The sequence below is a fragment of the Planctellipticum variicoloris genome, assembly GCF_030622045.1.
Lineage (GTDB): Bacteria > Planctomycetota > Planctomycetia > Planctomycetales > Planctomycetaceae > Planctellipticum > Planctellipticum variicoloris.
This window is the reverse complement of the sequence record NZ_CP130886.1, coordinates 1,816,565-1,835,015: the sequence shown is the minus strand read 5'-3', so window position 1 is coordinate 1,835,015 and position 18,451 is coordinate 1,816,565. Positions and strand designations below refer to the sequence as shown.

At 64.1% G+C, this 18,451-nt stretch carries 18 protein-coding genes; 9 read left to right on the top strand and 9 right to left on the bottom strand.

Annotated elements, in window-relative coordinates:
* The first annotated feature begins 37 nt into the window (after nucleotides 1-37).
* From SH412_RS07230 to folP, 6 genes are all read left to right on the top strand, one after another.
* Nucleotides 38-661 carry a hypothetical protein gene (locus SH412_RS07230; protein WP_336522841.1) on the top strand — a complete coding sequence of 208 codons (624 nt, stop codon included), beginning with the start codon at nucleotides 38-40 and terminating at the stop codon, nucleotides 659-661.
* Nucleotides 658-1,041 carry a holo-ACP synthase gene (gene acpS, locus SH412_RS07225; protein WP_336522840.1) on the top strand — a complete coding sequence of 128 codons (384 nt, stop codon included), beginning with the start codon at nucleotides 658-660 and terminating at the stop codon, nucleotides 1,039-1,041. Before SH412_RS07230 ends, acpS begins: the two co-directional genes overlap by 4 nt.
* Before the next feature lie 255 nt (nucleotides 1,042-1,296).
* The gene (locus SH412_RS07220) at nucleotides 1,297-2,580 is read left to right on the top strand and encodes a BBP7 family outer membrane beta-barrel protein (RefSeq protein ID WP_336522839.1); all 1,284 of its coding nucleotides are present in this window, start codon (nucleotides 1,297-1,299) and stop codon (nucleotides 2,578-2,580) included.
* A gap of 102 nt (nucleotides 2,581-2,682) precedes the next feature.
* A complete protein-coding gene (locus SH412_RS07215; RefSeq protein WP_336522838.1) occupies nucleotides 2,683-2,907 on the top strand; it encodes a hypothetical protein in 225 nt (74 codons plus the stop codon).
* Nucleotides 2,908-3,244: 337 nt separating this feature from the next.
* Nucleotides 3,245-3,544, top strand: a complete 300-nt coding sequence (locus tag SH412_RS07210; protein ID WP_336522837.1) for a hypothetical protein — start codon at nucleotides 3,245-3,247, stop codon at nucleotides 3,542-3,544.
* Nucleotides 3,545-4,056: 512 nt separating this feature from the next.
* Entirely contained in the window at nucleotides 4,057-4,917 is an 861-nt protein-coding gene (gene folP, locus SH412_RS07205) for a dihydropteroate synthase (protein ID WP_336522836.1), read from the top strand.
* A gap of 210 nt (nucleotides 4,918-5,127) precedes the next feature.
* Here folP and SH412_RS07200 read toward each other — a convergent pair whose 3' ends face one another.
* The 9 genes from SH412_RS07200 to SH412_RS07160 form a co-directional block, all read right to left on the bottom strand.
* Nucleotides 5,128-6,522: a Gfo/Idh/MocA family oxidoreductase gene (locus SH412_RS07200; protein WP_336522835.1), complete on the bottom strand. Its 1,395-nt coding sequence runs from the start codon at nucleotides 6,520-6,522 to the stop codon at nucleotides 5,128-5,130.
* An 87-nt stretch (nucleotides 6,523-6,609) separates the two neighbouring features.
* A complete protein-coding gene (locus SH412_RS07195) occupies nucleotides 6,610-7,494 on the bottom strand; it encodes a sugar phosphate isomerase/epimerase family protein (protein ID WP_336522834.1) in 885 nt (294 codons plus the stop codon).
* Nucleotides 7,495-7,569: 75 nt separating this feature from the next.
* Complete coding sequence (locus tag SH412_RS07190; protein ID WP_336522833.1) at nucleotides 7,570-8,445, bottom strand: NAD(+)/NADH kinase; 876 nt, start codon at nucleotides 8,443-8,445, stop codon at nucleotides 7,570-7,572.
* A 130-nt stretch (nucleotides 8,446-8,575) separates the two neighbouring features.
* Complete coding sequence (locus SH412_RS07185) at nucleotides 8,576-10,513, bottom strand: ATP-binding protein (RefSeq protein ID WP_336522832.1); 1,938 nt, start codon at nucleotides 10,511-10,513, stop codon at nucleotides 8,576-8,578.
* Nucleotides 10,514-10,515: 2 nt separating this feature from the next.
* Nucleotides 10,516-11,073 carry a thioredoxin domain-containing protein gene (locus SH412_RS07180; RefSeq protein ID WP_336522831.1) on the bottom strand — a complete coding sequence of 186 codons (558 nt, stop codon included), beginning with the start codon at nucleotides 11,071-11,073 and terminating at the stop codon, nucleotides 10,516-10,518.
* A 295-nt stretch (nucleotides 11,074-11,368) separates the two neighbouring features.
* The gene (locus tag SH412_RS07175; RefSeq protein ID WP_336522830.1) at nucleotides 11,369-11,914 is read right to left on the bottom strand and encodes a DUF1801 domain-containing protein; all 546 of its coding nucleotides are present in this window, start codon (nucleotides 11,912-11,914) and stop codon (nucleotides 11,369-11,371) included.
* A gap of 234 nt (nucleotides 11,915-12,148) precedes the next feature.
* Entirely contained in the window at nucleotides 12,149-12,988 is an 840-nt protein-coding gene (locus SH412_RS07170; RefSeq protein WP_336522829.1) for a hypothetical protein, read from the bottom strand.
* Nucleotides 12,989-13,232: 244 nt separating this feature from the next.
* On the bottom strand, nucleotides 13,233-14,288 hold the full coding sequence (rsmH, locus tag SH412_RS07165) for a 16S rRNA (cytosine(1402)-N(4))-methyltransferase RsmH (protein WP_336522828.1): 1,056 nt from the start codon (nucleotides 14,286-14,288) through the stop codon (nucleotides 13,233-13,235).
* Between the two features lie 51 nt (nucleotides 14,289-14,339).
* Complete coding sequence (locus SH412_RS07160; RefSeq protein ID WP_336522827.1) at nucleotides 14,340-14,948, bottom strand: hypothetical protein; 609 nt, start codon at nucleotides 14,946-14,948, stop codon at nucleotides 14,340-14,342.
* 203 nt (nucleotides 14,949-15,151) lie between these two features.
* Here SH412_RS07160 and SH412_RS07155 point away from each other — a divergent pair, with 203 nt between their 5' ends.
* From SH412_RS07155 to glmM, 3 genes are all read left to right on the top strand, one after another.
* Complete coding sequence (locus SH412_RS07155) at nucleotides 15,152-16,018, top strand: formyltetrahydrofolate deformylase (protein WP_336522826.1); 867 nt, start codon at nucleotides 15,152-15,154, stop codon at nucleotides 16,016-16,018.
* Entirely contained in the window at nucleotides 16,015-16,710 is a 696-nt protein-coding gene (locus SH412_RS07150; RefSeq protein WP_336522825.1) for a lysophospholipid acyltransferase family protein, read from the top strand. The genes SH412_RS07155 and SH412_RS07150 overlap by 4 nt, the downstream gene beginning before the upstream one ends.
* Before the next feature lie 311 nt (nucleotides 16,711-17,021).
* Complete coding sequence (glmM, locus tag SH412_RS07145) at nucleotides 17,022-18,368, top strand: phosphoglucosamine mutase (RefSeq protein ID WP_336522824.1); 1,347 nt, start codon at nucleotides 17,022-17,024, stop codon at nucleotides 18,366-18,368.
* Nucleotides 18,369-18,451 lie beyond the last annotated feature (83 nt).

Genomic DNA, 18,451 nt, shown 5'->3' with positions numbered 1-18,451 from the left:
TCCGGTCGCAGTCCGACCGTCCAGGCGGGGACTTGCCATGTCGACAGACACGCTTGAATCGCGCGATCAGCCGGCCGCGACTCCCGCGTCGGGGAGGGCATCAACACTCCTCTGGCTCATTGGCGGCGTCCTCGCAGCCGTGCTGCTGGGACTCGCTGCGGGGCACGTTCCGTCGCGGCTGCGGCTGTTCTTCCTCTTCCCTATCATGCACGGCCTGATTCTCGCCAGCCTGCTGCAGGCCTGGCGGGGTCAGGTCTCCGATGCTCCGCCTCCCCGCTGGACGCCGATCTGGCTGGCGGTTCTGGTGGCTGTCAGCGTTGTGATCGGAGCCGTGGAGTCGGCTCGACACTGGCAGAGTGCGGGGGGACGAAAACTGCAGCCTGGAGCCGCGCTAGCTCGGCAGATGGTCGAGCAGATGCCGGCTGGAACAGAACCGTTCGACCCCGATGCCCGTCGAAAGCTGCTCGACGAACTGAGTTCCGCAGGGGACTCCCGGACGTTTGGAAGCTGGCTGGCGGCGCGGGCCGGCGGCATCGTTCGTCCCTGGCCTGAGATTCTGTGGGGGTCGGAGTGCCTGGCCGCGGTGTTGGCGGCGGTGCTGTGGAACCGTCGCGCCGCGTTTCACGCTGCCGCGGCCCCGACGAGGATTTCCGGGCCATGATTGTCGGAATCGGGACCGACATTGTCGAAATCGTGCGGATCGGGCGCATGATCGAGCGCCACGACGAGCATTTTCTCCGGCGCGTCTTCACGGCGGAGGAGATCCGCTACTGCCGGGACCGGCGGGAATACCTGCAGCACTTTGCCGGTCATTGGGCCGCCAAGCAGGCGGGGATGCGGGCGCTGGGAGCCGGCTTCGTCCGGGGGATTTCCTGGCAGGACCTCGAAGTGAACCGCGAGCTGCCGAGTCGCCCGAGCCTGCGACTCGTCGGCGGATTAAGGGATCACGCCGAGCGACTGGGGGTCGATGAAGTCCTGCTGGCGATCTCGCATTGCCGGGCCTATGCAACGGCGACGGCGATCGCAGTCCGTCGGGACTGACCATCTGTGCGGAAACCGGCGGATTTCGCCGACGCTTCGCAGTTCGCCCAGGGGGCAGTCCCTGTCAGAACCGGCACTTTCGATCCCTTCCGCATATTTTGACATTTTGCGGGGGATTCAGCCAAGCCAGTCGACGGCGTCAACCGATACCACTGCTACAACCGGTAGAGTCGGCGTGGACCGATGCGTCCGATCTGGCTCGAACGGTTCAAGGCTGTCTCGATTTTCCGACGCGACACGACCAGGAAGCTGAACATGTCCGGGCGGTGCACACTTGGTTGGATGACGCTGCTAACCCTCCTGGCGCCCTCATTGAGCCACGCTCAAGAAGGGCCTCCTCCCGGGTATTTCTATTCGGCAGCCCCTCAGGCGATTGGAGGGGGCCACCCCGGTTACGGGGCACCGCCGACGGGGCCCGGGCCGGGCGCCCAGAATTACTACGAGGAAATCCCGGGCGACACCGGCTGGCTCTACGACGAGTCGCCGATGGAGCAATTCCTGGTCAATGCGTTCCGGCACTCGTACTTCCGGGCGGAGTACCTGCTGCTCGACATCACCAATCCAGGAAATGTCGTCCTGGCAGAACCGAACGCTCTCGCCGGCCCCGACTCCAGCCTGATTGATCCGACGCAGCCGCAGTTCATCAGCGACTCTGCGACCGGGAACGTGCTGACCGGGCTCCTGCCGATCCTGAACGGCATTCAGATCAACGAAAACAACGGCGTCCGCGGCACGTTCGGATTCGAACTCCGCGACGGGACGATCGAAGCATCGGCCTGGGCGCTGCAGACGAGCTCGTCGGCCTTCGACGGAGCCGAATTCATCAACAACCCGAATTCGTTCTTCGAGCCGGTCATCTATCAGCCCGTCCTTCAGGAAGGCGCTTCTACGGGATTTCCGCTGATTTATGACATTTCCTACCGCGCTCAGCTCAAGACGGGCGTCTGGGGCTCGGAACTCAACTGGCTCTGGAGCGATAAGAACCCGAACGACAATTTTGATATTCGCCCCCTCGTCGGCGTCCGCTACTTCAATTTCAAAGAGACCCTGAAGCAGCGGGGCGACTACACCTACATCGACCAGTTGGCGGGCAGCACCGAGATCCTCGAACGGCAGATCAATGCGGGCACCGACAACTACATGTACGGTCCTCAGTTCGGCCTGCGGGCCGAGCTGACCAGCAAATGGGTCGATTTCGGGGCGACTCCGCGGGTCATGCTGGGGCTGAATTCGTACAAGGCCACACTGAACACGTCGCAGATTCTTTCGCCGACGGAGGAGCCCCTCTTCGTGAAGCAGACGAAGACGACCTTCGGCCCGATGGCCGATCTGCAGGTCTACAGCCGACTGAAACTGCACGAGAACTTCAGCATCCTGGTCTCGTACAATCTGATGTGGGCCGGACTGATCACGCGTCCCTACGACAACATCGTCTACGACACCTCGGTGACCCCGCAGTCGGGGGCCTTCCGACAGGACGTACGGACCACCGACGCGGTTCTGCAGGGGATCTCGATCGGCGGCGAATTGCGGTTCTGATCGCCAGACAACCCGAAGACTCCCGAAGCTCGGCCGACAGCCGGAGGAAACCCAGGTTTCCTCCGGCTGTCGGCGTTTTGCGGATCCGGCGAGCGCTGCCGCATGCGTTCGCGATTGACTCGTCGGGATGTGGGGAGATTTCAGGTCGCCGTTCTGAAATGGCGCCGCGTCGGTGAGATCTGTGCCGGGCCGCGCGATGGCGGACTCTTTGCGGGGCGAGCGCCGCCGCAGGAATGCGTGACCCGTGGGGCAGGCGCTATGGGCGGACTGGGACGCCGCGTCGCAGTGCTGCGGGCCGACGATATCGGGGGCGTCGGCCTCACCTGAGGCTGGAGGATTCTTGGCTGGGCCAGCCAACACGGCCTGCCCGGGCCTGGTTGCGAACCCTGTTCCGTGCGACTCGTGCTGGGATCGTATCGTCGGGCGATTGGTTGGCCCCGTAAACGCCACAAGCCCGGTTGACTGTTCGTCAACCGGGCTTGTGATTACTCATTCAGCAGGGCTGGAGCGGAGCGGAACCCCGATTCAGCCCTCCTCTGGCACAAACTACTTGGCCGGGGCCGGAGCAGCTTCAGCCGGAGGAGCCGGAGCCGGAGCGGCTTCGGCGGCCGGGGCCGGAGCGGCAGCACCAGCCGGAGCGCAGCAGCTCGGAGCAGCCGGCGGCGTGCAGGCAACCGGAGCGCAAGCAGCCGGAGCACAGCAGGTCGGGGCGGCAACCGGAGCACAGGCAACCGGAGCGCAGCAGGTCGGAGCGGCGGCCGGCGCACAGGCAGCCGGAGCACAGCAGCTCGGGGCGGCGGCCGGAGCGCAGCAGCTCGGAGCCGGGGCACAGCAGGTCGGAGCCGAATCGCAGCAGCGATTACGACGGACCTTCTTGCAACGGACCTTCTTGCAACGCGGGGCCTTCTGGCAGCAGGAGGTCGCGGGAGCGCAGCAGCTCGGAGCCGGCGCCGCACAGCCGTGACCATGACCAAAGAACAGGCCCGCCTGAGCCGGAGCGGCTGCAGACAGAACCAACGCGACCGCACAAGCGGCAGCCAGACCGAACAGACGATTCATCCTGATCTCCTCGAACACCGAACCACTGATGTCAACATCTGGAGCCGTTGACGCACGGACTCCCCCCATTTCTTAGCACCGGATCCGCGAGTGGCGGTGTTTGTTCCCCGCGGTTGGTGCATCATGCCAGCAACTCTGGGAAGACCCTTACGGTTCTCCCGATTGTGCAGAAGCAGAATACCAGAGAGGATATACCTGTCAAACCAAAACGGTCAAAAAAAAGCGAATGAGCACTCTGGGTGGTATGTGATGCGAGAATTGCGAGAATCCGTGCCCCCCCAGTTTCCAGAGTTGCTCAAACCCTGACGCTCGAATCCGATTCCGGCGAGAATGAGCCACGGGGGCGCAGACTGCAGGTCTTTCGCGACGAATCGTCCAGATCGTCAGATGCGTCGCTGGCTGACCAGGAGGGGCTGTATGTCGATGTGGACGATTCGCGGGACTCAGATTCCGTTGAGCGATCACCCATTGTTCATGGGCATCGTCAACGCCACACCCGACAGTTTCTCGGACGGCGGCCGGTTCCTGCAGGCGGATGCGGCGGTCGAGCATGCCCTCGGTCTGGTTTCGGAAGGGGCCGCGCTGCTGGATATCGGCGGCGAATCGACGCGCCCCGGTTCCGAGGCGGTTCCTGTCGAACAGGAACTCGAACGGGTCATTCCGGTCATTGCCCGCCTGGCGGAGGCCACGTCGGTACCGATCAGCGTCGACACGTGTAAAGCCGAGGTCGCCCGCCGGGCGCTGCGCGCCGGCGCCCGGATTGTGAACGATATTTCCGGACTGCAGTTCGATCCCGAGATCGTGAACGTCTGCCGGGACTTCGGGGCCGGCGTGGTGTGCATGCACATCCAGGGGACGCCGCGAACGATGCAGGTCGACCCGAAGTACGACGATGTCGTCGAAGAGGTCTACCGATATTTCGCCGAGCGTCTGGATTCCTTGACGCGGGCGGGACTGTCGGCGGAGTCGATCGTGCTCGATCCGGGGATCGGCTTCGGCAAGACGGCCGAGCACAACCTGGAGCTGCTGGCAGGAATTCCCCGCCTGCGGGAACTGGGTCGGCCAGTGCTGATCGGCCATTCCCGAAAGCGGTTCGTCAAACGAGTTCTCGGCCACAACGTCGACGAACGTCTGTTCGGGACGATTGGGATTTCACTGGCGGCGGCTGTGCGGGGAGCGCAGGTTCTGCGAGTTCACGATGTCGCCGCCAGTCGCGACGCCTGGCTGGCGTTCCAAGCGGTGGTGCGCTGGCCGAATGTCACGCTGCCGCCGGAATAGAAACCGGAGGGGGCGGGGTGGCTGGTGTCGGAGTCTGCGACGACCCGGGGTCTGGTGCGGGTCTGAATTCTTCGGGTCGGACCGGGGCTTCGCGAAGACGCTCCAGCCGCCGGCCACCCGAGTGAATTGCGAATCCGGTGGAAAAGCAAAGAGCCCGGGCCGCGCTGCGCAACCCGGACTCGAAGATTCTGACGGCAGTTCCGGACGGGATCACACGGCGACGTCGATTTCGTAGCCCTTGCGCTGCTCGCGGGAGAGCCACTGATTGGCCGACTTGTCGTTGGTGATCAACTGGGCAATGGAATCCCATTCCAGCAGCTTGCCGGTGCGGATCGCGATGTTCGCCAGGTGGCAGGTCGTCATGGCGCGGTGATGGCTCCAGACGTCGGACGCCGGCTTCGAGCGGTCCTTGACGCACTCGAAGAAATTGCCCATGTGGCTGCCGGGGTTCTTGCCCCGCAGAAGCTGATTGACGATGTAGTCCTCGGTGATCGGATTGGTTTCGAGATCCTTGGCCGGCGCCCCCTTCATCGAACCGCGGCTGACGTGGAACCGGCCTTCCGTCCCTTCGAACAGAATGCCGTTGCCGTCGGGCGAGCTGCTGACGATGTGCATCTCGATGTCGCCGGGGCACATCACCGTGACATCGAACTCGACCGCGGCGTTATAGCGATCGCTCTGGACCGGCATGCCATTCTCGAACTCGCACGGATGCTTCGCGGTCCCCTGCACGGACAGCGGTCCCGTCTCGTCGATACCGATCGCCCAGGAGGCGATGTCGACGTGGTGGGCGCCCCAGTCGGTCATTTTGCCGCCGGAGTATTCGTACCACCAGCGGAACTCGTAGTGACAACGGGACGCCGGGTACTTCTTGTTCGAGCTGTTGGCGGTGGTGCTGGAACGATAGGGCACGAGCGGCGCCTGTCCCAGCCACAGTTCCCAGTTCAGTCCCTCGGGGACCGGCGCTTCGTCGATGAGCCCGCTGTCGGTCGATCCGCCGATGTCGCAGACGACCTTCCGGACCTTGCCGATGCGGCCCTGCTTGATCATCGCGACGGCCTTGAGGAACCGCTGGTCCATCTCGGTCCGCTGCTGCGTGCCGACCTGGAAGACCCGGCCGGTCTCCTCCAGAACCTTGATGATCTGCTTGCCTTCGTGGATCGTCAGGGTCAGCGGCTTTTCGCAGTAGACGTCTTTGCCGGCCCGCATGGCGTCGATCGCGATCTTGCTGTGCCAGTGGTCCGGGGTGACGATCGTCACCACGTCGATGTCCTTGCGGTCGAGGATCTTGCGATAGTCCTCATACATCTCGACGTCGCCGGACGTCCCCTTTTTCTCCTGGATCCCCTTCACCTTGTCGCGCCCCTGCTCCATGTGGGACCGGTCGACGTCGCAGACCGCCACACAGTCGGCGAAGTTCAGCGCCGCGGGTCCGACCCCCTGCCAGCGATCTCCGGTGCCGATGCAGCCGAGCACCGGTCGGTCATTGACGCTCTGAAAACCGAGCGCGCGGCTGCTGGCGGACGTCGACCAGCAGGGCATGGCGGCGCCGGCCAGAGCGGCGGTGGTTTTGAGAAAAGTCCGACGATTGCTGCGATGGCTCACGGAAGTGCTCCTCGGAAGAAGTGGCTGGAGAAAGGGGGGCCGGATCAGGCCCCCCTCTGGAACGAAATTCCCTGCGACCGGGACGGCCTAGCCGAGTTTGGCGGCCTGTTCGCGGACGTGCCGCAGGCAGGCTTCCAGGTCGGACATGGGATTCTGCGGGTTCTCTTCGTACTCGATGGCCAGGCAATACTGGTAATCGAGTTTCTTCAGGGCTTTGAGGCAGCCGAGGACGTCGAGGTCCCCTTCGCCGATGATCTTGAACTGCTTTTCCCGCTTGTCCCCTTTGACCAGCGTCTTCACGTCCTTCAGATGGACGCCGAAGACTCGCTTGCCGAGCCGTTCGATCGCGGCGACGGGGCTTTCGTCGCTGCGGAGGTAATGTCCGGTGTCGACGCAGGCGCCGATCTTCGGGTGGCGATCTTTGACGACTTTTTCGACGTCGGAGATCTTGTCGTAGCGATGGCCGGGACCGTGGTTGTGGATGGCGATGGCGACGCCGTATTCGTCGACCAGTTTGTCGAGCAGATCGAAGGTTTCTTTCGACGGCTTGGGATCGGCGCTCAGGGCGGTCAGTCCCATCAGCTTTGCGAATTCGAAGTGCTCGCGAGCCTTCGTTTCGTTCTCGTCGAACCCGAGAACGCCGTAGGACATGACCGTCACGCCGGCCGCGTCGAGCAGCGCCTTGTGCTCCGCCACGGTCTTGGGGACGACCGCCTCGGGGAGATGTCCCGGAAAGGCTTCCCAGTACTTGAGGCCCAGCGTTTTTGTATGTTCCAGAGCGGTTTTCGCGTCAAAGCCGCGGAGCGAATAGCTCTGGAGCCCCATTTTGAAGCCGGCGTACGGGTCGGCCAGGCGCGCGGCCCGGGCCGTGCCCGGAAGGGTTGCGGCGGCGGCGCCGAGGGCCGCCGCTTGCAGAAAACCGCGACGGGACAGGCCCGTGGACGCGAACGGGGTATCGATCTTCACAGTCATGGACCAGACCTCTTTCTCAGCGGCACTTTTCACGGAACGGGATGCCGGGCTTGCCGGCGATTGCGCAGCACGACTCTATTCGGCTCCCTGCCCGCCGTAAAGGGGCTGTCCGCTCCAGCCGAGCTTTCGCCGCAGCGTCGTGTAGTAGCTGTGGTCCTTCAGTCGGGCCAGTTGAAACGTAACAGGCGCCTGGCGAATCTCGACGACGTCGCCCGGCTCCAGGGGGTGCTTGATCTGACCGTCGACGACCAGCATGGTTCCCGGCGGGGCATCGGGGACGGTCAGGCGGTAGACGCTGTCGGCGCGATCGACGACCGGCCGGTTGGTCAGCGTGTGCGGGCAGATGGGAGTGATTACGAATGCGGAGAGATCCTGCCGCAGAATCGGTCCGCCGGCCGCGAGGCTGTGAGCCGTCGAACCGACCGGCGTGCTGACGATCAGGCCGTCGCAACTGTATTGGGTCACCCGTTCGCCGTCGATCTCGAGTTGAATCCGCAGGAGGCAAAGGGCCGCTCCCGCCAGGACGGCGACCTCGTTCAGCCCGAGCCACGTCTCTTCCTGGCCGGCGCGGTTCTGCCAGCGGCAGGAATACATCAGGTGATGGACGACCTGGTATTCGCGGGCCACGAAGCGGGGAAAGCGTTCGCAGAATTCGGTCGGCGACAGATCCGCCAGGAATCCGAGCCGCCCGAGGTTGACCCCCAGCATGGGGCGCTGGTGCTGGCCGAGCTGGCGGCAGGTCCGCAGGATCGTGCCGTCGCCGCCGAGCGCCACGACGAGGTCCAGCGGTTCATCGGGCGACGGATTAAAGTCGTCGGGGGTGGAATAGCTGGGGACGGTCAGGCCGTATTCGCGGAGCAGGAACTCCAGGAGTTCCCGGCGGGCCTCGTCGACACGCGGACTTTCGTCGCGCGAAACCATCGCCAGACGGAGGCCGGACGCAGTAGTCATGAGTTTCCAGGCGGCTCGAAACCGAGGTGCAGGACGACTTGTCCGATCATAGCGGACAACGACCTGCACCGTCGACTACGGGGGAGCTTGCGCCTGCGGCGATCATCCGGGTTCCGGAGCCGCTGGACGATCAGGACGGCGACGTCGCCGCCGGCTCGATCTGGAGACACGACTGGATGACCGCGATCAGCCCTTTGCGATCGATCGGCTTGGTCGTGAACTCGGTGCATCCCGCTGCGAGACACTTCTCGCGATCGCCGTTCATGGTATGAGCCGTCAGCGCGATGACGGGCAACTGGAAGCCCCGTTCCCGCAGCAGAATCGTCGCGGCGTAGCCGTCCATCACCGGCATCTGCATGTCCATCAGGACGACGTCGAACGGTTCGTTCGCCGCCTCGGCGAGCAGGATCCGTTCGACGGCCTGCTGCCCGTTGTCGACGCATTCGATGACGGCGCCGGCCTTCTTGACCATATACTCGACCAGACGCTGATTGGCGGGGACGTCCTCGGCCAGCAGAATCCTGCGCCCGGCCAATGCGGGGGATCCCTGCGTTGTCGCTCGACTGGCTGCCGGCGCGTTGCTGATCGGGCAGACTTGATCGGGATCTGCGGGAATATCGCTGAGGGGGCCGGCGTCGAGGCGCAGCACGAACGTCGACCCCGCTCCGGGAGTTGAGCTGGCGATCCAGACGTCGCCGCCGAGCAGGCGGGCCAGACGACGGCTGATCGCCAGCCCGAGCCCGGTCCCCCCGTACCGACGACTCATGGAACTGTCCGCCTGCGTGAAGGGCTCGAACAGGCGGCTTTGCTGTTCCTCGGTCATGCCGATCCCGGTATCGGCGATTTCAAATTCGAGCTGATCCCGGACGTCGGGAATGCGCCGGACTGTCATCCGGATCGCACCTGAATCCGTGAACTTGATGGAGTTGCCCACGAGATTGACCAGCAATTGCTTGAGCCGGTGAGGGTCGGACTCGATCGTCTCGGGAAGGTGGTCGCCGTATTCGACCGTAATCGGCAGTCGCTTTTCGGCGGCTTTGACCTTCATCAGCAACTGGACTTCGGCAACGACTTTCACCGGAGAGAATCTCGATTTCTCGATATCCAGTCGTCCCGACTCGATTCGCGAGAGATCCAGAATCTCGTTGATGGTATTGATGAGCTGTTCCCCATTTCGCCGAATCGTGTTGATGGCTTCAATGCGGGATTGCGGCGCCCGGTCCATATCGCCTTCTTCGAGCAGCAGATCGGTGAAGCCCAGGATGGCGGTCATCGGCGTCCGGATTTCGTGGCTCATGTTCGCCAGAAAGTCGCTTTTCGCCCGGTTCGCCGCCTCGGCCGCCACCGCCAGCGTCCGCGACCGGTCTTCATTGATCTGCAACTGGGCGGTGCGGCGTTCCACTTCGCGCTCGATCAGCAGATGGGAATTCTCCAGTCTGGCGTGCTGGACCGCCTGAATGGTCATTTCCCGTCGGGACTGCTGACACGCAATCGCCAGGAAGATTGTTTCAAAGATGACCCAGCCAGAGTGCTCGAACGTGCGTACAATCTGCACAGACGCTACGCCATAAACCGACTCCGGGTAGAGCCAGCCGCGCAGACCATGATCGAATGCGGTCACCGCCAACGCCGGAACGAGGACTTTCCAGTCGCGGTAGAGGGAGAGAAACGCGATCGATCCGAAAACGTGAAAGTGGGTCTCAATCCGCCCGCCGGTCAGATGAATCAGCAATGCGGACCACAGCATCTGCGCCACCGCCATCACGTAGCGGGTCTCCGGACGTCCCGGCTGAAACCAGCCCAGGTACGCCGGAAATGCGGAGAGAGCTCCTCCCAGAAAGACCGCAGCATAGACGTTGGCGTGCGTCCGGCTCTGCGTTCCTTCCCAGGTCAGCGGCGACAGCGTCAAGGCGATGACGATTGCAAAGACCCACTGCAGCCCCATCAGGACCACGAACGCACGATCGGTCCGCCGCCAGACCAGGTCGAAGTTCTGATGCAGCAGCTCGCTCGCCCGCCGTTTCACTGAAGGGTCGTTCGAAACCTCGGATACGATATTTTTATGCATGCTTAGCCTTCGCAAGGCTGCGCTGAGGGGCTGTGAAACAGCGGACACCCAAAGGCCCGCCCGTGAGTCGTCGCCGAACGGCCTCGCAAGACCAGTTCCGCAATGGCCGCGCTCCCGGGATTGTCGCCGGCGTGACCCCGGGATTGCGTGATGCCCCCGTCGAACTGTCTCACGCCGTCGGCGTCGTACAGGAGCGTCCGGCCCGAGACGTCTGCCCGGAACCGACGTGCTTCCAGGCCGTCAACATCCGCAATCACCTGCACGCCCGGGATCCGGCGGGCGGCGTTCCATTGATCCGTCTGATGCCAGTTTTCTCCGTGCGACTGCGGCGCCAGAAAGACCGCGAGGACGGACGCCCGATCAGCGATCCGGGTCATCAGCCGGGACAATTCTTCCAGCGTAGCGCGGCTGCAGGGGCAGCGCGGATGAAGAAACACCACCACCATCGGGCGTCCGGGGACGCGTGGCAGTTGAGAGTCGGCGGGCCAACGTACGGCAAATTCGCGGGGCACGGCGGGCGTCGACGTCTCGCGCTCCAGCAGATACCATCCGGCCGACACGCAGCCGCCCCAGATTGCTGCACAGCAGTAGAGGCCGACTATGGCCTTGTGTTCAAGAGCCGCCCGAAGAAACACCGGACTGCGCATCGACGCCCTCGACTGGCGATGAAGAACGGGCAGTCAGAGCGCATGACTGGTCTGTTACCATTCCACCCCGCGAACGGTCCGTCGCCGTCAGAAAACCCACGAGCGTGATGCAGAATTGCGACGCGAGTGGCGTTCCCTCCTGTTGTTCGGGTCATGCCGCATCCGCCGTGCGGATGCCCGCATTTTCCATTCGCGGATTGCCGTCGTGCTATGACGACTTGCTGGATCTCCGGGAAGTCGACTTCGGCGTTTTCCGAGTTTTCGTCTGGTCCGACTTCCGCAGGGCATTCGCCTTCAAAGTCGACTCGTAATACTCGATATAAGTCTTTACGGGAAAGCGGCGAATGACTTCGCCAATCACCTCCAGCGCCAGGTCCTCGACCCTGCGGAACCGGATGCAGCTTTTCCCCATGTCCAGTTTCTTGCCGGTTCTGGCCCAGGCCTCCGTGAACCAGTTTTCCCGCTGGCCGCTGCAGCCGTCATCGGAGTCAGAGACGCACGAGAGATACAGCGACATGTAGTTTTTCTGCGATGCCAGACAAACAAGTCCCAACGGCTGCGTCGGATCGCAGTGATATCCCGCCGGGTAGATCCGGTGCGGAACGTAGTAGCCGATCATCCCGTACAGCATCCCCTCTTCGTAACCGTCGTCGAGGTTCGTCAGGATCACCTTTCGCACCGTGTCCAGGGCGGCGCGGCGGTCGGCGGGGAGCTCCGCCAGGTACTCGGCGACAGTGGCGGCGGAACTTTGCATCGGGTTTCCTCTCAGCAGTTCGCGACAGCGGCGTTGAGCCGATGCCCCGGTGCGGCGCTGTCGACAATGATCGCAGCGATTGCGAAACACCGACCGCCGATGGTCCCGACTCCGCAGGCGAAGGTCAAGACCCGACTGTCGAGGCCGGTCTGCAACGGACTGCAAAGAACTGCGACCACGGCCGCGGCAAAGGCTCCAATGCCCGCCCAAACGACTTCCGAAATCCGACGTTCCTCACGGCGAATCCAGCCCCGCGGGATGAATCCTCAGGAACACGAAGTAGGGATGATCGCCGACGAACAGCCTGGCCCGGTCGCATTCCCAGACCGCCCGGCCGTCGCGCTGGACGACTGCCGTCGTGTTGGTGAATCGCGCGAACCCGATCCGCCAGCGCGGTCCGTCGCCGGACTTCGAGGCCTCCAGCAGCATCAGCACCTCCGGGTCGGTCCCCTGCACATAGGCAAACAGGCCGCCGTCGAGCGCCTCGGAGGCATCCGTGGGATAGCGGTACAACGGCTTGGTCAGGAGCCGCAGGTCGCCGGGCTTCTCGTTCCCGACGTTGGAAGTCAGTCGGGCGGTGTATTGTTCGGCGATGCGGCGCATCTGCACGAGGCGCAAAGAGGCCGTCGCGGCAGGTTCCGGGGCGTCAGGGACGTCGACCCATACGATGCCGGGCCGGTCGGTCTCCCATTGCGGCACCGGCCCCCGCTGGCCGACCCGCGGCGGATGCCGGGACCGCAACGGCCCGGCGGCCAGTGAATGGAGTTCGTTCGAGATCCAGCGGTGTTCGGGGTCTTCAGGGGGGACGACGGACCAGATCGAGCCGATACACAGCGGCCGGCCGTTCCACGTCCAGATATAGGAAGCGCCGTGGTGTTGAAGCCCCCGCTCGGGATTTGTGTACTGCAGAATGGGCGTCGGTTGAAGTTTCAGCGAGTGAAATCCGCCGTCTCCGTCCTGCGCTTCGATCTCATATTCGGCGGCCGCGGCCCCGTAAAACTTAAGCCACGCCTGAAACGCCGCGGCATCCTTTTCGGCCGCCAGCGCGCTGACCAGCAACAGTACGACAGTCACGTGCAGTCTCCTGAAAGGAAGGTCAGGCCGTCACATTACAAGACGGAATGACTTCATGCAATCGGAGTTGAAGCGGAAGAGAGATCAGCGGGACCGCCGACAACCGGGCTCGCAGTCCGCGGGCACCGCTGCAGAAGAGATGGAGCGTCCGACAGCGTCACTGTGGATGCGGCCCCCTGATCGGTAACTGACAGGACGATTCGCTGGAAAAACGGGTTCCCAGGACGAAACGCGGGAACAAAGATCAGTCGTCGGCTCGAATGGCCCACCGCAGCTTCGCCGGCGACGATCGCGGATTCGCCCGCTGCTCCTCGGAGCCGGCACGGACGACATCGCCGGCGATCGACGAAAAGACGCCGCTCTGCAGCCCCGCCTTGAACGCCTGCTTGACCCGCCGGTCTTCTCCGGAATGAAACGTCAGCAGCGCCACGCGCCCGCCGGGCCGCAGACAATACGGCAATGTCCGCAGGAACCCGTCGAGCGAGCCCAGCTCATCGTTGACCGCGATCCGCACCGCCTGGAACACCCTTCGGACGGTCGCTTCCACGTCGTCCGTCGCCAGCCGCCAGCGCGAAATCGCCTGCCGGATCGCGTCGGCAAAATCGGCGGTTGTCGTCAGAGGTCGGTGCTGCTGCCGTTCGATGAGGGCTGCGGCCAACTCCTTCGCTCCGAACTGATCGGCGTTTTCAGTCAACAGCTCGGCCAGTTCGTCCGCATCCAGTTGAGCCAGCAGGTCCGCGGCGGACTTCCCCCGTGAGGGATTCATCCGCATGTCGAGCGGACCAGCGGCCTTAAATGTGAATCCGCGGTCCGGATCGTCGATCTGCATCGACGACAGCCCCAGATCCGCGAGCAGGACGTCGGCGCCATCCGGGGCGACTTCGGCGATCCAGGCCGCCGCGCCCGCAAAATTCATCCGTCGGACCAGCAGCGAGTCGGGGGGAAATCCGAGTCCTCGCAATCGGGCCTCGGTCTTCGGCAGCTCGATCGGATCAGCGTCGATCCCCAGCAGTCGCCCGCCCGGCTGGACAGCCTTCAACAGTTCCTGCGCGTGGCCCCCATAGCCCAGCGTGCAGTCGACCGCCGTCTCGCCCGGCTGCGGTTTCAGCACCTCCAGAATTTCGCGGACCATGATCGGCCGGTGCGATCCCGCAGGAGTCTTTCCCCCCGCCAGTACTCGGGCGACGTCCTCGGCGTACCGCTCCGGTTGCAGTTCCTTGTACTTCTCGCGGAACTGCCGCGGATGCGAGCCACGGTAACGCGGGCGTCGGGGCGGCTTGTCGGGAGCGGGTTCGGTCATCGTCGGGAAATCAGCTCTGCGGGGACTGCGGCTGCGAATCGTCCCCGCAGCTTAGCGGAATCCGAAGTAGAACAGCACGATCCCCAGCCCGATTTCCAGCACCTCGTGCTGTGTTTTCCAAGGTGTATTCACCAGCTCGGGCAGCGCGACGACGACCAGCGCCCCCAGCACCACCACCGCCATGGCGTCTCCCCAGAACGGACTGGGGGGATTGCGCCGCCGGCGATTGATCCAGCCCAGGATGCCCCGCAGGAACGATCCGGTCAGGTAGGCGAAGACCACCCCCAGCACCTTAACGACATCCCGCTCAAACAGCCGGTGTTCACGGTAGAGGTAGATCCCCAGCCCGACGAAGGATGCGATCAGGATCAGGCGGATCGAATAGCGCGGCAGGAACAGCGGATGGCGCTCCCGTCCCAGCACCCCCTCGTCTTCCAGTCGTTCAATCACCGACGTCGGCAGCGCCACAATTCTCCGGGCGGCAAAATACTGCGCCAGCGCAACCAGCAGCACCTGCATCCACAAAAAGTCGATTTCCCGTCCGCGAACCTGGTTGGAAACGATGACCCCCACAATTCCCAGCGTCAGCAGCGCCCGCACGCTCCCGGTCGGCAGCCCCAGGGGAGGCCACGTCCGCGGCGAACCTTCCATCTCGTCCATGGTGCATCTTTCCTGAAGGAATCGTTTTCGACATCTCTTTTACCACGGAAACGGAGTCGCGTGTCTGCCGGCTCACGCCGTCGGGGCGCCGATTGCGGGATTTTCACGGACTTTCCGCCAGCGTTGCAGCCAACCGGCCGACTGCCGACAATGCCATCGCGTTGCCCACGAACCGTCCTGACTTCTCCGAAAGCCGTCCGACCATGCAGGTCGTCATCACCGCCGTCGGTCCCGACAATCGAGGACTGGCCGATCCGATCGTCCACTACGTGGCGACCGCCGGGGCGAACATCTTCGAAATCCAGATGTTCGATCACGATTCGAAGCTGTTTTCCATGTTTCTGCGGATCGACTGGCCCGAGGAAGTTTCCTCCGTCGATACGCTGCGCGACGCGATGCTCGCCATCGGTCTGGAGAAGAACCTTTCGATCCGCACCTGGTCCCGCGACGAACGGACCACGCCGCCGCGCCTGGCGATCTGCACAACCTTTCGCCCGGAAACGTCTCTGGCGCTGCTCCGTTCAATCCGCGACGGTCGCATGCGGGCGACCCCCGCCGTGATGATCGGCAATCGTAACTCCTGCCGGGGAGTCGCCGAGCAGTTCGGCGTCCCCTGGCACAACGTCGGCGACGAACGGGGCGAACCCGACAACGAACTGATGATCCAGCTCTTCGACGAGTACGAAGTCGATTACATCATCCTCGCCCGCTACATGCGCGTCCTTCCCGCCGGCACCTGCTGGCGGTTCGCGGGCCGGATCATCAATCTGCATCACGGGCTGCTCCCTCCGTTCCCCGGTTTCCGCCCGTACGAAGACGCCTTCGAGCATCGGATGCTGACTTACGGCGCGACGGCTCACTTTATTATTCCGGAGCTGGACGCCGGCAATCAGATCATTCACCAGAGCACGTTCACCGTGCTGCCGGGAACTCCGCTGGAAGTCATCAAACGCCGCGGCGAGACTGACAACGAACCCAACTGCCTGGTCGAAGGAGTCCGCCGGGTGATCGACCGTGATGTCGAGCTCCACTTTCATCGCGTCATCCGCCGGACGCCGGAGGCGACATGACCCGCGACAACTCCGACGAACCGGATGACCTGCCCGACCCGCTGGAGCGGAATCTCCTCTGGCGGACGCTGCAGGTCATTCTGCAGAACGTGTTGTGCTTCTGGCTGGGGTATCGCGCCCGCGGGATGGAAAATATTCCCCCGTCCGGCGGCGGGCTGATGGTCGTCAACCACCAGAGTTTCCTCGATCCCGTGCTGGTCGGGCTGCCTCTCCGGCGACCGATCAGCTTCGTGGCCCGCGACAGTTTGTTCAGAGTTCCGGTGCTGGGCTGGGTGCTGAACAACATGTATGCAATTCCGATCAATCGCGAAGCCGCCAGCACCGCCAGTCTGAGGGAGTCGATCCGGCGACTGAAGCAGGGCTTCCTGGTCGGCATTTTTCCCGAGGGAACCCGCACGACCGACGGATGCGTCGGCGAACTGAAACCCGGCTTCCTGGCCTTGATGCGGCGCTCGAAGCAACCGGTCTATCCCATCGGCATCTCCGGCGCATTTGAAGCACTGCCACGCGGCAGTTTCATGCTCTGGCCACGCCGGGTCCGCGTGATCTACGGGGAGCCGATCTCCGCCGAGACGATTGAAAGTTACGGTCGCGACGACGAGGGCCTGCTGACGGTCGTCCGTCTGCGACTGATCGCCTGCCACCGTGCCGCCGAAGACTGGCGGCTGGGACGCGAAGCTGCGGAAGTATGACCCCGTCGCTCACCTTGTCCGGAAATTCGGCTCAGCGAGCGGGCTGAGCAAGCAGGCCGGGGCTTCGCGAAGACGCTCCAGCCGCCGGCCACCCCTTGCGAACTCCGAGGATGGTCCTCACTCCGGCCCTGTTTCACCGCGAACTACGGGCGAGAAGTCGCGAGCCGCTCCTCGTCGTTCCTCGTTGCAATGTTTTCTTCCGTGATTTCCGCGTCCTCCGTGGTTCCCTCTCTCCGTCTTCATTCGAGTCCATTTGTGTCATTCGTGGTAAACTTCTGGCGTTGAACGCCGTCACTCAGACAGGGCAGATCATGTCACAACGCATTCTCAGCATCTCCGGTCTGCGGGGCCTCGTCGGCGACGGCCTCGATCCCGAATACGTCACGCATTTCGCCGCCTCCCTGGGAACGATGTATCAAGGAGGGACGGTGATCCTGTCGCGCGATGGCCGCGGCACCGGTGAAATGCTGCGGCACGCCGTCCTCGCCGGCCTGCTGGGAACGGGCTGTCGCGTGCTGGACCTGGGCATCGCCAGCACGCCGACGTGCGGCGTGATGGTCCAGCACCTCGGCGCCGCCGGCGGACTTCAGCTCACCGCCAGCCACAATCCCATCGAATGGAACGGCCTCAAGCCCTTCTCACCCCTCGGCGGCGTCTTCGACCAGGCGCTGGGGCAGCAGCTCCTCGCTCAACTCGAACAGCCCCCGTCCTACCGCCCGTGGGACGGCCTCGGCTCGGTCGAGCTGTTGCCCCATCCCTCGGCAGTTCATCTCGACAAGGTGCTGCGGCTGGTGGACGGCGAACGCATCCGCCAACGGCGGTTCAAAGTCGTCCTGGACTGCAATCACGGCTCGGGCGCCGTCTTCGGTCCGCGGCTGCTGGAAACGCTCGGCTGCGACGTCGTCGTCATGGGAGGGAGCCCCGACGGTCAATTCGCCCATCCCGCCGAGCCCTTGGCGGACAATCTCTCGACGCTGATGGACGCCGTCCGCCACAACGGCGCCGACGTCGGCTTCGCCCAAGACCCGGACGCCGACCGGCTGGCGATCGTCGACAATACCGGTCGCTACATCGGCGAGGAGCTGACGCTGGCGCTCTGCGTCGACCTGATCCTCGCCCGCACGCCCGGCCCCGTCGTCGTCAACGGCTCCACGAGCCGCGTGACCGCGGATCTTGCCGCCAAATACGGCTGCGCATTTCACCGCTCCCACGTCGGCGAAGCCAACGTCGTCAGCAAGATGCGCGAGGTCGCCGCCGTGATCGGCGGAGAAGGGAACGGCGGCGTCATCGAGCCGCAGGTCGGCTTCGTCCGCGACAGCTTCGTCTCGATGGCCTACGTCCTCGACGGACTCGCCGGCCGGCGGACGGCGCTCTCCGACTGGGTCGACGAACTTCCGCAGTACACGATCATCAAGGATAAGCTCCACTGCCCCCGCGAACGGGTCGCAGCGGCCTGCGCGGCCCTCAAACAGGCCTATGCCGACGCGACGGTTTCCGAAGGCGACGGCCTGCGGCTCGACTGGCCCGATCGGTGGGTGCAGGTCCGCGCGAGCAACACCGAGCCGATCATCCGCGTCATCGCCGAAGCCCCCGACGGGACGCTGGCCCGGAGCCTGTGTGCTGAGGCGGTGGAGCTCGCGAAACGGGCGGTGCGGTAGGGCCGGGCGCGCCCGGCCGTCTTTTGAATTCGAACTGCCGGAAAGAAAGAGAAAGCAGGCTTCAGACCGGGGCTTCGCGAAGA